Origin of the sequence: Sphingobacterium phlebotomi, assembly GCF_008180195.1 — a bacterium.
Classification (GTDB): Bacteria; Bacteroidota; Bacteroidia; order Sphingobacteriales; family Sphingobacteriaceae; genus Sphingobacterium; species Sphingobacterium phlebotomi.
Map to the genome: position 1 here is coordinate 110,181 of NZ_VTAV01000015.1, position 14,521 is coordinate 124,701.

At 43.7% G+C, this 14,521-nt stretch carries 8 protein-coding genes; 7 read left to right on the forward strand and 1 reads right to left on the reverse strand.

What is annotated here, in order from left to right:
• Window positions 1-12: 12 nt before the first annotated feature.
• The 7 genes from FXV77_RS17490 to FXV77_RS17520 are packed head-to-tail and all read left to right on the forward strand — an operon-like array spanning window position 13 to window position 11,828.
• Entirely contained in the window at window positions 13-2,994 is a 2,982-nt protein-coding gene (locus tag FXV77_RS17490; protein ID WP_246162510.1) for a SusC/RagA family TonB-linked outer membrane protein, read from the forward strand.
• Window positions 2,995-3,011: 17 nt separating this feature from the next.
• On the forward strand, window positions 3,012-4,592 hold the full coding sequence (locus FXV77_RS17495) for a RagB/SusD family nutrient uptake outer membrane protein (RefSeq protein ID WP_148920534.1): 1,581 nt from the start codon (window positions 3,012-3,014) through the stop codon (window positions 4,590-4,592).
• Window positions 4,593-4,619: 27 nt separating this feature from the next.
• Entirely contained in the window at window positions 4,620-5,645 is a 1,026-nt protein-coding gene (locus tag FXV77_RS17500; protein WP_148920535.1) for a SusE domain-containing protein, read from the forward strand.
• A 31-nt stretch (window positions 5,646-5,676) separates the two neighbouring features.
• On the forward strand, window positions 5,677-7,518 hold the full coding sequence (locus FXV77_RS17505; RefSeq protein WP_187444173.1) for a glycoside hydrolase family 13 protein: 1,842 nt from the start codon (window positions 5,677-5,679) through the stop codon (window positions 7,516-7,518).
• A gap of 3 nt (window positions 7,519-7,521) precedes the next feature.
• Complete coding sequence (pgmB, locus tag FXV77_RS17510) at window positions 7,522-8,181, forward strand: beta-phosphoglucomutase (RefSeq protein WP_148920536.1); 660 nt, start codon at window positions 7,522-7,524, stop codon at window positions 8,179-8,181.
• Between the two features lie 8 nt (window positions 8,182-8,189).
• On the forward strand, window positions 8,190-10,478 hold the full coding sequence (locus tag FXV77_RS17515) for a family 65 glycosyl hydrolase domain-containing protein (RefSeq protein ID WP_148920537.1): 2,289 nt from the start codon (window positions 8,190-8,192) through the stop codon (window positions 10,476-10,478).
• A gap of 9 nt (window positions 10,479-10,487) precedes the next feature.
• On the forward strand, window positions 10,488-11,828 hold the full coding sequence (locus FXV77_RS17520) for an MFS transporter (RefSeq protein WP_148920538.1): 1,341 nt from the start codon (window positions 10,488-10,490) through the stop codon (window positions 11,826-11,828).
• Between the two features lie 10 nt (window positions 11,829-11,838).
• On the opposite strand, the gene clpB is transcribed toward FXV77_RS17520, so the two are convergent.
• Entirely contained in the window at window positions 11,839-14,445 is a 2,607-nt protein-coding gene (gene clpB / locus FXV77_RS17525; RefSeq protein ID WP_148920539.1) for an ATP-dependent chaperone ClpB, read from the reverse strand.
• Between the last annotated feature and the right edge of the window lie 76 nt (window positions 14,446-14,521).

Sequence of the window (14,521 nt, forward strand, 5' to 3'; positions counted from 1 at the left end):
TAAACTAATCACATGATGAACAAATTTACATTACGCAGGGTAATGGCCATTGGTTTTCTGATGTTGCTTAGTACACTTACTTTCGCACAGACGTCACGACTACAAGGTCGGGTGCTGGATAACGAGGGCAATGGTGTAGTGGGAGCAACAGTTCAGCTCATTGGACAACAAGATGCCACGTCTACAGGCCCAAATGGAGCGTATTCTTTTAGTAATGTTTCGCCTGGTTCCTACAAAGTGGGCGTATACATGATTGGATATGATCAAGCTGAGCAAAGTATAAATCTGACAGCAGGGGATAATACGTTGAATTTTACGTTAACATCTGTATCCAGTAGCCTTGATGAAGTCGTGGTCATTGGTTACGGTACCCAAAGGAAAGGAGATTTAACAGGGGCGGTAACAACGGTATCTTCAAAAGACTTTCAGAAAGGTTTGATTACCTCGCCAGAGCAACTTATCGCAGGTAAGGCTGCGGGTGTGCAGATTACCACGAGTGGTGGTCAGCCCGGTGGCGGGGCTACCGTCCGGATTCGTGCGGGCGCATCGCTAAATGCGAGTAATGATCCTTTAATTGTTGTCGATGGTGTTCCTTTATCGACAGGGGAAATTTCGGGCGTCGGAAATCCGTTGAGTCTGATTAACCCAAATGATATTGAAACATTCACGGTGTTAAAGGATGCTAACGCAACGGCTATTTACGGTTCGCGTGCATCAAATGGGGTTATCTTGATTACAACAAAGAAAGGGACCAGTGGTAAACCATCTTTCAATTTTAGCTCGCAAAATTCGTTGGCACAGGTTGGGAGAAAGGTAGATTTACTCTCGGCCGATCAAATCCGGGAATATGTCCATGCGAATGGAAATGATGCTCAGCGTGCATCACTGGGGGAAGCAAATACAGATTGGCAGGATGAAATCTATCGTGGAGCGTTTGCATCGGATAACAATCTGAGCGTAGCGGGAGCTATTCAGCCCAATCTACCGTATCGTGTATCGTTAGGTTATCTTAACCAACAGGGTATATTAAAGCGCGATCATATGAAACGCACCACAGCGGGAATTAATTTTGCACCTAAGCTTTTTGATAATAGCCTGCAAATTGATATCAATCTGAAAGGGTCGCTTTCCAAGTCGCAATTTGGCAATCAAGATGCCATTGGAGCAGCAATACAATTTGATCCAACTAAACCTGTACATACCGAAAACCGGTTCGGTAATTATTATGAATGGACGCAATATAATGAAGAAGACGAGCGTGACGATCCAAACCCGAATGCTCCACGAAATCCGGTGGCACTGATTGATCTGAAAGATGATAACGGCGAGGTGGCTAGAAGTTTTGGTAACATTCAATTCGATTATGCATTGCCCTTTCTTCCCGAGTTGCATGCCAATTTGAATCTCGGATACGATGTGTCCAGAGGGCAGGGCGGTGTATTTATTCCTGAATATGCAGCTTCAAATATTAATACGAGGGGAGAAGTTAGCCGCTATAAAAAAGAAATTACAAATACAGTAGGTGAATTTTATTTAAACTATACGAAGGACTTAACCGCTATTCAGAGTAATATTAACGCTACTGCTGGTTATGGTTATTACGATAATAGGTCGAAGGAGTACAATTTTGACCGTACAAGTGCTGATGGCACGGTATTGAGTACACCGATCTTTCCTTTTGACATTCCGCATAGCCGACTTATCTCTTATTATGGTCGCTTAATTTATACGTATTCTGACAAGTATATTTTTTCGGGTACGTTGCGTACGGATGGGTCTTCGCGTTTTAGTGAAGAAAACCGATGGGGGGTATTTCCTTCCGTGGGTGCTACTTGGCGCATCAAGGAAGAAAGCTTCTTAAAAGACAACAATACAGTTTCTGACTTGAAATTGCGCTTAAGCTACGGTGTGACCGGTCAGCAGGATGGTATCGCAAACTATGCTTATCTACCGAACTATGTTCGTAGCATGAACGAGTCGTTGTATCAATTTGGTAACCAATTTTATAATATGTACACACCGGTAGCCTACGATAAAAACATACGGTGGGAAAGTACGGCAACATACAACGGTGGTATCGACTATGGCTTCCTAAACGGACGCCTATCGGGTAGTGTGGATGTATATTTCAAAAAGACCAAAGACTTATTAAGTACGATACCTATTCCTGTGGGAACAAACTTCAGCAACCTACTCTTGACGAATGTCGGCAATATGGAGAACAAGGGTGTCGAGTTTAGTTTAAATGGTGCAGCCATCCGCAAAGATGATCTCAACTTGGATTTAGGTTTTAATTTTACGTATAACCACAGTAAGGTAACCAACCTAACGGCTGTGGACGATCCAAATTATCTCGTCGAGCAGGGAGGGATATCGGGTAGTACGGGGAATAACATACAAGCCCATGTGGTGAACCATGTGCCCTACAGCTATCGTGTCTATAAACAAGTGTATGCCGAAGATGGTAGCCCACTGGAAGGAATCTATGAAGATATGAACGGTGATGGCATCATCAACGATAATGACCGCTATTTCTATAAATCGCCGCTTCCGGTGTATATGTTGGGCTTTACGGCGCAACTGAATTATAAGAAGTGGACGTTGAACACGGTATTACGCTCTAACATTGGAAATTATGTGTATGATAATGTGTCTTCTAATTTTGCAAGCCGTTATAATGTGCTGGATCCGAACGGACCGATAAATAATGCACCGACAAGCTTTCTGGGAGCGCAATTCGAGCAAAAGCAATACAACAGTGACTTCTATATTCACAACGCATCATTCTTAAAAATGGATAACCTTTCGGTAAGCTATGCTGCTGGAAATATTTTCCGAAATGGTAGCGGCCGACTGACCTTATCTGCAAATATGCAAAATGTATTTACGGTAAGTAAGTATAAAGGGGTGGATCCGGAAATAGACGGCGGTATCGATAACCGTTTTTATCCAAGACCGAGAACGTATGTATTAGGTGTAAACTTAGATTTTTAACCGTTAACTGAAGAAAAATGAAACGTACTATATTTTTAGGGATAAGTGTAGCGCTAATCTTGACAGGTTGTAGTCAGAATCTAGATTTGGCGCCCACAAATGATATTACGGCGGATGTGGCTTACGGCTCGCCGGAGGGATATAAAAATGCTTTAGCAAAGGTGTATGGTAGCTTTGCTCTGACCAGTGGAACAGGCCCAGGGGATAGTGATCTAGGGGGAATTGATGCGGGAACATCTGATTTTTTGCGTCTTTACTGGAATGCACAGGAACTGACCACGGATGAAGGTATTTGTGCATGGATAGGCGACCCGGGGGTAGCTGATCTCAATTACCAGACTTGGAATTCGAGCAATATTATGCTCCGAGGGCTTTATACAAGAAGTATTTACCATATCACGGTGATTAACGAGTTTTTACGTGAAAGCACAGACGAAAAGCTGGCAGGGAGAGGCATTACGGGAGATGAAGCGACAGCTATTGCGCAATATCGTGCAGAGGCTAGATTTCTACGTGCTTATCAATATTGGGTGCTTATGGATCTGTTTGGTAATCCTCCTTTTATAACGGAAGAGAATGAAATAGGTGTTACGCCACCTAATCAGATTACGCGATCTGACCTCTTTACATATGTGGAAACCGAGCTTTTAGCTATCGAAGAGTTATTAGCGGCTCCTCGGCAGAATGAGTACGCGCGTGTTGACCAAGGGGCGGCTTGGGCGTTATTAGCGCGTTTATATTTAAATGCCGAAGTGTATCTTGGACAGGGAAATGGGAAGTCTACCGAAGCGGTGACTTATTCTTCTAAAGTTATTGATGCGGGCTATAGTCTAATGGAACAGTATCAACATCTTTTCTTGGCTGACAACGATCAGAATAACCCCGAGATAATTCTTCCGATTGCCTATGATGGTATACAGACGCAAAATAACGGTGGGACAACATTCATCATCAACTCATCTGTACATGGTTCTATGACACCGGCAAACTTCGGTATCCCGGGTGGGGGATGGGGCGGTAATCGTAGTCGCAGCACGCTACCCGGCACCTTTGACGATGTAAGCGGAGAGACCGATACGCGGGCGATGTTTTTTGGTTCGAATCCGAATATTGAAGATCCGGCGGTATTCACAGAGGGACTGGCGGTGACGAAGTTCAGCAACAAAACGTCCACCAATCAAGATGGTAAATCGATCAACGGTACTTTCGTTTCTACTGATTTTCCATTGTTCCGTTTGGCTGAACAATATTTGATATACGCGGAAGCGGTGTTGCGTGGCGGATCTGGCGGTAGCAATACGCAGGCCTTGGCTTACCTTAATCTCCTCAGAGCGCGTGCCTATGGCAACGCTTCCGGTAATTTGAGTACCATCTCGTTAGATGTGGTGTTGGACGAGCGCAGTAGAGAATTGTATTGGGAGGCTTTCCGCCGGACGGATTTGATTCGTTATGGACGGTATACGGGTGGAAGTTATCTATGGCCTTTTAAAGGCGGGCAAGCATCTGGAAGGGCTGTCGAGTCGTTTCGCACGCTTTTCCCTATACCTGCGGCGGATCTAATCGCGAATCCAAATCTGGAACAAAATACAGGGTATTAATACAGTATATATTCAAATAAGAAAATAATGAGAACGTTTAATATAATGGCATGTATTGCTGTACTTTTTGGATTACTGGGTGTATCCTGCAGCAAAGATGAAACCAAACTGGTGGCGGTGCCGGGTAATGGTGCTTCGTTACAGGCTTCGGTATCTTCGGTGGTACTTACGAGAGAGAATGCGGATCAGGAAGCATTAGCAATACAATGGGAACCTGCTGATTTTGGATTTAATGCCGCTGTTAGCAATGCGCTACAAATTGGATTGAAAGGACAGAATTTTGAAGGTGCGAAAGAGATCGCTTTTTCAGCTGGTGATGATCGTTACAGTTTTAATACGCTTGAACTCAATGCATTGTTGCTCGCTATGGAGTTGCCTGTAGACGTAGCGACAGATCTGGAACTGCGGTTAAAGTCTAGTATCTCCACGTCGTTTACGCCTCTCTATTCCAATACGTTGCCTTTGGTGGTTACACCTTATGCAGCCATCAGCTATCTCTATGTGCCGGGGGCCTACCAAAAGGCTATCCCGCCAGGAGCCGAATGGGCGGTCGAAACGGCCGAAAGTTTGATCTCGCCAACGAGTAATGGCATCTACACGGGTATTATTTATTTTCCAGAAGCGGATTCGGAGTTTAAGGTGACACCCGCGCGCAGTTGGGATGCATCTTATGGTGATGATGGTGCCGGAAGAATAGCATTAACAGCGTCGGGAAATATCAAGGCACCTCGAGCGGGAAATCTGGAGCTTACGGTAAATACCAATGAAAATACGATTTCTTTTAAGGATCATAGTTGGGGAATTGTCGGCGACGCAGCTGTTAGTTGGGATGACGATACGGATATGCGTTACGAAAACAGTACGCAGCTGTGGAAGATAACCGTAGCACTGACGGCTGGCGAGATGAAATTCCGGAAAAACCACGATTGGGGTACAAGCTACGGTGGTGCGAACGGTACGTTAAATAATGATAATATCATTATAACAGCAGCAGGTACATATGACATTACTTTAGACCTCGTCAACTTGACATACACCCTAGTGAAGAAATAATAGGTAATTATATAAATAAATAATAATAATAATGAACAACATCAAGATAGCGATCACTCTATTATGCTCGATGTTATGGGTTGCCTTTGCACAAGGGCAATCCATACAACGGGCGGAACCCCTGCATTGGTGGGTTGGTATGCATAACCCGGAACTGCAAATCGTGTTATACGGTTCGGATATCGGAGATTGTGAAGTGAAATTGCCGAAGGCCGGCATGCAGTTAAAAAAGGTTCAGCAGGTAGAAAATTCGAATTACCTTTTTCTGGATGTCGAAATTCTGGGGAATGCGCAAGCAGGAACTTATCCCATTGAGCTGTACAAAAAAGGTAAGAAAGTGTTAACCCGAGATTATGTATTAAAAGATCGGGACAAAAACTTGGTTAAGGCACAAGGTGTCAATGCGGCTGATCTTATTTATTTGATCATGCCTGATCGGTTTGCCAACGGCGATCCTAGTAATGATTCGGTAAAAGGTTTGCGTGAAACTGCGGTGAACCGGGACTCGATGTATTACCGACACGGTGGTGATCTTCAGGGAATTATCAACAACTTGGATTACCTGGAGGATTTAGGGGTTACCGCTCTTTGGATGACACCTGTCTTGACCAACGATATGCCACAGGCTTCTTACCATGGCTATGCCAATACAGAAAACTATGAAATTGATCCGCGTTTTGGGACGGTGGATACTTACCGTGAGCTCGGAAAGGAACTCCATAAGCGTGATATGAAATTGGTACACGATGTGGTACCCAACCATGTGGGGCTTCATCATTGGACGGTGATCGATCGTCCGTCTTCTGATTGGCTACATGAATGGGATACGTTTACACAGACGACCTATAAAGATCAGACGATGTTTGACCCGTATGGAACGCAGGCAGACAAGGATCTGATGGAAAAAGGATGGTTTGTACGAACGATGCCGGATCTAAACCACCAAAATGAAAAGATGCAGAAGTATATTACGCAAAGCCATATTTGGTGGATTGAAGAGGCTGGCGTTGATGGGTTTCGAATCGATACGTATCCCTACAATGATTTGGCTTTTATGGGACAGTGGACGGATGCGATCCGCTCGGAATATCCCAACTTCTCTTTTTTTGGGGAAACATGGGTAAGCTCTGTCCCTAACCAAGCGTATTTCTTAGGTGGGAAAAAGGTAGGGCAAGATGTGGACACGAACTTGGAGGGGGTAACGGATTTCCAATTAACATACGCAATAGGTGATGCACTTAACTTGGAAAAAGATGGGGCAAATAGATTGTATAGTACCCTAAGTGGCGATTACTTATATCCAAATCCGTTGGCGAATGTGATTTTCTTGGACAATCACGATAAAGATCGCTTCTTTTCTACGGTAGGAGAAGATCTGGAAAAATATAAAAGTGCGTTTAGCTGGTTATTGACCTATCGTGGTATTCCACAGATGTATTATGGTGCAGAAATATTAATGAAAAACTTCAGTAGACCGGATGGCTTAGTGCGGGATGATTTTAAGGGTGGTTTTCCGGGTGATGAAGTGAATAAGTTTACTGCTGAGGGGCGTACGGAATCCGAAAATGATATGTTTAACCATGTACGCACATTGGCGCAATACAGAAAGCAGACCGCTGCACTACAGGATGGCAAACTGTTGCATTATGTGCCGCAAAATGATGTATATGTATATTTCCGTTATAACGAAAAGCAAAAAGTAATGGTGGTTATGAACTGTAATGATGAACAACAGGATGTAGCCTTAGCTCGTTTTGACGAAGGCATCGGACAGTCGCGGCAGATGAGGAATATTTTAACAGATGAATCATTAGACTTACCGGAAAGCATAGCGCTAAAAAGCAAACAAACATTAGTATTTGAACTAAAATAACGAATGAACGCGAGGAGAATAATAGACGACGCAACCACCATAATATTTGATTTAGATGGGGTGCTGGTGGACACCGCTGTATTTCATTATCAAGCCTGGAAGCGTTTGGCAAAACAGTTTGACTTTGATTTCACAGAAGCGGAAAATGAGCAATTAAAAGGTGTGAGCCGTGTGGATTCGTTGAATCTGATCTTAAAATGGGCAAATAAGGAAGTACCGGCCGAAGAAAAAGAACAACTGGCAACGTTAAAAAACACCTGGTATTTGGAATTAGTGGAGAACATGAAAGACGGCGATGTGCTTCCCGGCACGACGGAACTGCTCATCTATTTAAAAACTGCCCGAAAAAATATAGCATTAGGTTCGGCGAGTAAAAATGCTGTTCGAATCCTAGAGAAAACTGGTATCCTGCACTATTTTGATGCTATTATAGATGGGAATGCGGTGCTTCATTCCAAACCCGACCCCGAAGTCTTTTTGAAAGCGGCAGCGTCCGTAGGTACAGCACCTACTGCCTGTGTGGTGCTCGAAGATGCACAGGCAGGTATTGAAGCCGCAAGAGCAGCCAGCATGCGGGTAATAGCAGTAGACGCGTCACGTGCATTGGCAAACTACGATGCACGCGTCGATAATTTGTCGGAAATACGGTTAAGTGAATATTAACAGAGAACATGAAGAATTATATCATACACAATCCTTGGCATATTATTGAAGATCAATTTAGACCAGAACACAATGAATTTTCGGAAAGTATATTTTCCATTGGCAATGGAAGGATGGGACAACGGGCGAATTTCGAAGAAACATACACTGGAAAAACGATGCAGGGCTCTTATCTTGCTGGCATTTATTATCCCGATAAAACAAGAGTAGGCTGGTGGAAAAATGGTTATCCTGACTATTTTGCGAAAGTCATCAATGCCGTGCAGTGGATTGGATTAGATATTCAAATCGACGGTGTACTCTTAGATTTAGCACAATGCGAAATCTCAGCTTTCGAACGCCGTTTAGATATGAAAGCTGGTGTACTCTATCGTACGTTTATGGCAAAGATGCCAAATGGTGTTGTCGTGGAAGTGACAGCTAAACGGATGTATCACCTGTTTCAATCGGATACCGCATCCTTGCAATATACGCTACGTATCGTCAATACAGATGCAGCAGTATCTGTCGGCTCTTATTTAAATGGTGACGTCGTCAACCGGGACAGCAATTACGATGAGCGTTTTTGGATACCTATTGCGGAAGACATTCAAGATGATCTCGTGTTGGTAACAGAAACCAAAAAAACACAATTCCGCGTAGAGGCGCGTTTGCGAAATGTTTTTTATGTTGGCGGTGCAGTACAACCATCAGGAAATAGAAGAAAGGAAACACTTTATGTAGGCGAGGAGCTGCATACACGTTTGAAAGCTGGAGAATCCATCCGCATGGAGAAATATATAGCGATAGTCAGTTCACTCAATCATCCTTTGGATAAGCTAACGGAGGCTGCAAAATTTAGCCTGGAAAAGATAACTTCTACAAGTTATGACGAATTGCTGCAAAGGCAGGCCGACGCCTGGGCACGTATCTGGGAAGAGAGTGATATACAAATCGAGGGCGATATCGCTGCGCAACAAGCTATCCGGTTTAATATTTTTCAGTTAAACCAAACGTATACGGGTGAAGATGCCAGACTGAACATCGGACCGAAAGGTTTTACTGGAGAGAAATATGGTGGGGTGACTTATTGGGATACAGAAGCATACTGTTTACCTTTCTACTTAGCAACACAGCAACCTAGGATAGCACGTAACCTGTTGCTCTACCGTTATCAGCATTTAGAAAAAGCCATAGAAAATGCGCGTAAATTGGGTTTTAGCAATGGCGCGGCATTATATCCGATGGTCACTATCAATGGGGAAGAATGCCACAATGAATGGGAAATTACATTCGAAGAAATACACCGGAACGGTGCTATTGCCTTTGCTATTTACAACTATGTCCGTTATACAGACGACAGCGAATATCTCGCTACCCACGGTTTGGAAGTGTTGATCGGAATTAGCCGTTTTTGGGCACAACGTGTCAATTGGAGCGAGCAGAAACAGCAATATGTGATGTTGGGTGTAACCGGACCGAATGAATACGAGAATAATGTAAACAACAACTGGTATACGAACAGAATCGCCACGTGGTGCTTACGTTATACATTGGACGTCATCGCTCAGGAGCAAGCACAACAGCAGGATCGTTTGTATGATTTGCTGTCTAGGTTACAATTTAAAGAAAAGGAAAGTGCTTTATGGCAACATATTGTAGACAATATGTGTTTTCCAGAAGACAACGAACGAGGTGTATTTTTGCAGCAAGATGGTTTCTTGGATAAGGAGTTGATTCCGGTTGCAGATCTTCCAACAGAAGTACGTCCTTTAAATCAACATTGGAGCTGGGATAGGATATTACGCTCTTGTTATATCAAACAAGCAGACGTGTTGCAAGGCCTATATTTCTTTGAGGATGAGTTTGATGAGAACACCATTCGTCGGAATTATGATTTTTACGAACCGTTAACGGTACACGAGAGTTCGCTTTCACCTTGTGTACATGCTATTATCGCTGCTAAATTGGGTAAAGAAGATAAGGCATACGAATTCTATCTTCGCACAGCACGGTTAGACTTAGACGATTATAACAACGATACCGAGGATGGATTGCATGTTACTTCTATGGCGGGTACGTGGCTTGCTATTGTGGAAGGTTTTGCCGGCATGCGTGTACGTAATGGTCAATTACACTTCCAAACCTTTATCCCTAAAAATTGGCAAAGCTATGCTTTTCATGTGCAGTACAGAGGGGCGAAATTGTTTATTCGGGTGAATCAGGACGATGTTGAGATTAAAAACCTGTCAAATACTAAAATTAGTATTATATTTAACGGAGAACAGCTTTTGGTTGAACCTGAATTGAACTCTTAAAGTTTACACATGAACAACATACGCGTTAAACCCAACCTGTCTGTAATGCAGATTATCAATATGAGCATGGGCTTTTTGGGTATCCAAATGGGGTTTGCCCTGCAAAATGGCAATGCCTCCCGTATTCTCCAGACATTCGGCGCAGATGTCGAGCATTTATCCTTATTTTGGCTTGCTGCGCCGATTACAGGGATGATTGTACAACCGATTATTGGGCACTATAGTGACCGTACGTGGACAAAGATGGGACGTAGGCGGCCATTCTTTTTGGTTGGTGCCCTCTTAACAGCAATTGCATTGGTATTCATGCCTAATATAGCCCTGTTTACCGCAGTACTACCACCCTTATTAATCGGTGCAGGCATGCTGATGCTGATGGACGCTTCCATCAACGTGACGATGGAGCCGTTTCGCGCACTTATAGGGGATAATCTCCCCAGTGCCCAACGAAGTCTGGGATTTTCGGTGCAGACCGTTTTAATAGGTGTGGGGGCTGTGATAGGCTCCTGGCTGCCTTATGTGTTTGCGGAATATCTGCATATTCCTGCAGATGGGGGAGATGGTATCGTTCCTCAAAATGTGATTTATTCTTTTTATTTTGGCGCATTCGTATTGATTGCTACGATTTTATGGACCGTTTTCACCACGAAGGAATATTCGCCAAAAGAACTAGAATCCTTTGAAGGAGAGAAAGAGACGGAAGCGGAGGTTAAATCTGCAACTAACCACAATTTAGGTGCTATTTTTCAAGATTTTAAACGAATGCCCCCAACGATGAAAAAGCTTGGCTGGGTACAGTTTTTCTCTTGGTTTGCACTTTTTATGATGTGGGTATACATGACGCCTGCTATTGCGGAACATGTATTTTATAAGATGGATGGAGAGCGCAATCGTCTGTATGCGGAAGCCGGCAACTGGGTGGGTGTACTTTTTGGTGTATACAACGGTATATCCGCCATATACGCTATTTTCCTACCGCGTCTGGCGAATCGATTTGGACGAACGAAAGTCCATGCTTTTGGATTAGTAATAGGGGGTATCTCCTTGATCTCCATACTCTTTATTTCCTCGCCGAATATCTTGTTGTTAACGATGTTGGGGATCGGTATAGCTTGGGGAAGTATTCTCTCCATGCCTTATGCTATTCTAAGCGACAGTCTACCTGCCCGGAAGATGGGCGTATATATGGGGATTTTTAATTTCTTTATCACCTTTCCACAAATTGTATGTGGTTTTTTCGGAGGTATGATTATTAAATATGCTTTTGGTAGTCAGCCGATATACGGGATTATGCTAGGAGGAGTGTTTATGTTGTTAGGTGCTATTTCCGTATGGCGGATTAAAGAATAAAAAACGGGGATTATTGACCCCCGTTTTCCTTATTCATAAACACAAACTTACCGTCGAATACATCCAGCTGGATAACAGCATCTCGAGATATCTTACCCGAGAGAATCTCTTTAGAAAGCTCATTAAGAACCCGTTTTTGGATGACACGTTTTAACGGTCTTGCTCCGTATACTGGATCATAACCTAACTGGCCTAGCCAATCCAAAGCATCGTCACTCGCGGATAAGAATATATTTTGTTCGGCAAGTTGCTTCTGTATCCCCTGAAATTGCATACGTACAATATCACCGATCTCGTCTCTACTCAGCGGCGTAAACATAATCACTTCATCAATACGGTTCAGAAACTCCGGTCTGATGGATTTTTGTAGCAGGTCAAACACTTCATCCTTCGTTTTTGCAATTACCTCATCGCGGTTTCCATCATCCAATTTGGAAAAATTCTCCTGAATAATGTGTGATCCGGTGTTGGATGTCATGATGATAATCGTATTTTTAAAGTTGACCACACGACCTTTGTTGTCTGTCAAGTGTCCATCATCCAATACCTGGAGCAAAATATTGAATACATCTGGATGAGCTTTCTCGATCTCGTCCAACAGTACGACAGAGTAGGGTCTACGACGTACGGCTTCCGTTAACTGACCGCCTTCTTCGTAACCAACGTAGCCGGGAGGCGCTCCGATTAATCTGGATACAGCATGGCGCTCTTGATATTCTGACATATCTATCCGTACCATGGCCTGTTCATCGTTAAATAAAAACTCGGCTAATGCTTTAGCCAGCTCTGTTTTACCTACGCCGGTGGTACCGAGAAAGATGAAAGAACCGATAGGGCGCTTCGCATCGCTCAACCCTGCTCGGGAACGACGGATAGCATCGGCAATCGCTTCAATGGCCTCATCTTGTCCTGCAACGCGCTTATGCAACTCCTCCTCTAGGTTAAGCAATTTCTCCCGTTCAGACTGTACCATCTTGTTTACCGGAATGCCGGTCCAACGGGAGACGACGTCTGCAATATCCTCCGAAGTAACTTCCTCCTTGAGCATACGGCTGTCTTGCTGTTTTTCCGCAAGCTCGGCTTTCAGTTTTTCAACCTTATCCTGTGCTTCTTTGATTTTTCCATACCGCAATTCTGCGACCTTACCATAGTCGCCTGCACGCTCTGCTTGATCTGCTTCAAGCTTATAATCTTCGATATACTGGATTTCCTGATTGACTTGATCGACCAGACCTTTCTCGGATTGCCAAGCTGCTTTTAACGAATCCCGTTCGTTGGAAAGATTGGCGATGGCTTCAGAAAGTTCTTTTACTTTCTTCTCGTCGTTCTCGCGCTTAATCGCCTCCCGTTCAATTTCCAGTTGCATGATGCGTCTTTCCAATTCATCAACAGCTTCGGGTACGGAGTCCATCTCCAACCGTAGTTTAGAGGCAGCTTCGTCTATTAAATCAATCGCCTTATCGGGTAGGAATCTATCGGTAATATAGCGTTGTGATAATTCTACGGCCGCGATAATCGATTCATCCAAAATACGCACCTTATGATGTGTTTCATATCGCTCCTTTAAACCACGGAGGATAGAAATAGCATCCTGCGTATCTGGCTCGTCGACCATAACTTTCTGGAATCGACGTTCTAAAGCTTTATCTTTTTCAAAATATTTTTGATATTCGTTCAAGGTTGTCGCGCCAATGGCTCGAAGCTCACCACGTGCTAAAGCAGGTTTTAGGATATTTGCCGCATCCATAGCGCCTTCACCACCGCCAGCACCGACCAACGTGTGAATTTCATCGATGAAGAGGATAATCTCACCGGCACTGTCCGACACTTCTTTTACCACCGCTTTCAAACGTTCTTCAAACTCACCTTTGTATTTCGCACCGGCGATAAGCGCCCCCATATCCAGCGAGTATACCGTTTTGGATTTTAGATTCTCTGGCGCATCGCCTTTGATAATGCGGTGTGCTATACCTTCGGCAATGGCAGTTTTACCCACGCCCGGCTCACCAACCAAGATCGGATTGTTCTTCGTACGACGCGATAAAATCTGCATGACACGACGAATCTCCTCGTCACGGCCGATAACAGGGTCCAACTTTCCGGATTCGGCGAACTCGTTAAGATTACGGGCATATTTGCCGAGGGCATTGTATGTCGCCTCTGCGTTTTGGTCGGTAACGCGATTGCTTCCTCGAAGTTCTTTGATAGCCAGTTTGAGATCTTTCTCGTTTACACCTTGGTCTTTCAACAAGGAAGCTGTCTTGTCACTTGATGAAAGAAGACCTAGGAGAATATGCTCAATAGAAACAAATTCGTCGTTGAACTCTTTTAAATAACTTTGCGCCTTTTGCAAAACGGACGAAGATGTGTTACTGAGATATACATTGCTGCCACTTACTTTAGGAAGAGACGTGATTTGTTTATCGACCTCCGTCTCCAGATAGCTGATATTTACATTTAGCTTCTTTAATAAATGCCCGATAACGTGTTCATCCACTGTAAGCAATGCTTTCAGTATATGTGCGGGTTCAATCGCTTGTTGCTGATTACCCATCGCAATTTCCGAAGCTTTTTGTATAGCTTCTTGTGCTTTGATTGTATAATTGTTAAAATTCATATAATAATATCTCTTTAATCGTATGTAAATGTGTCAATACTGTTGTTTATTGATAAACAATTTGAATGCCTTTTTG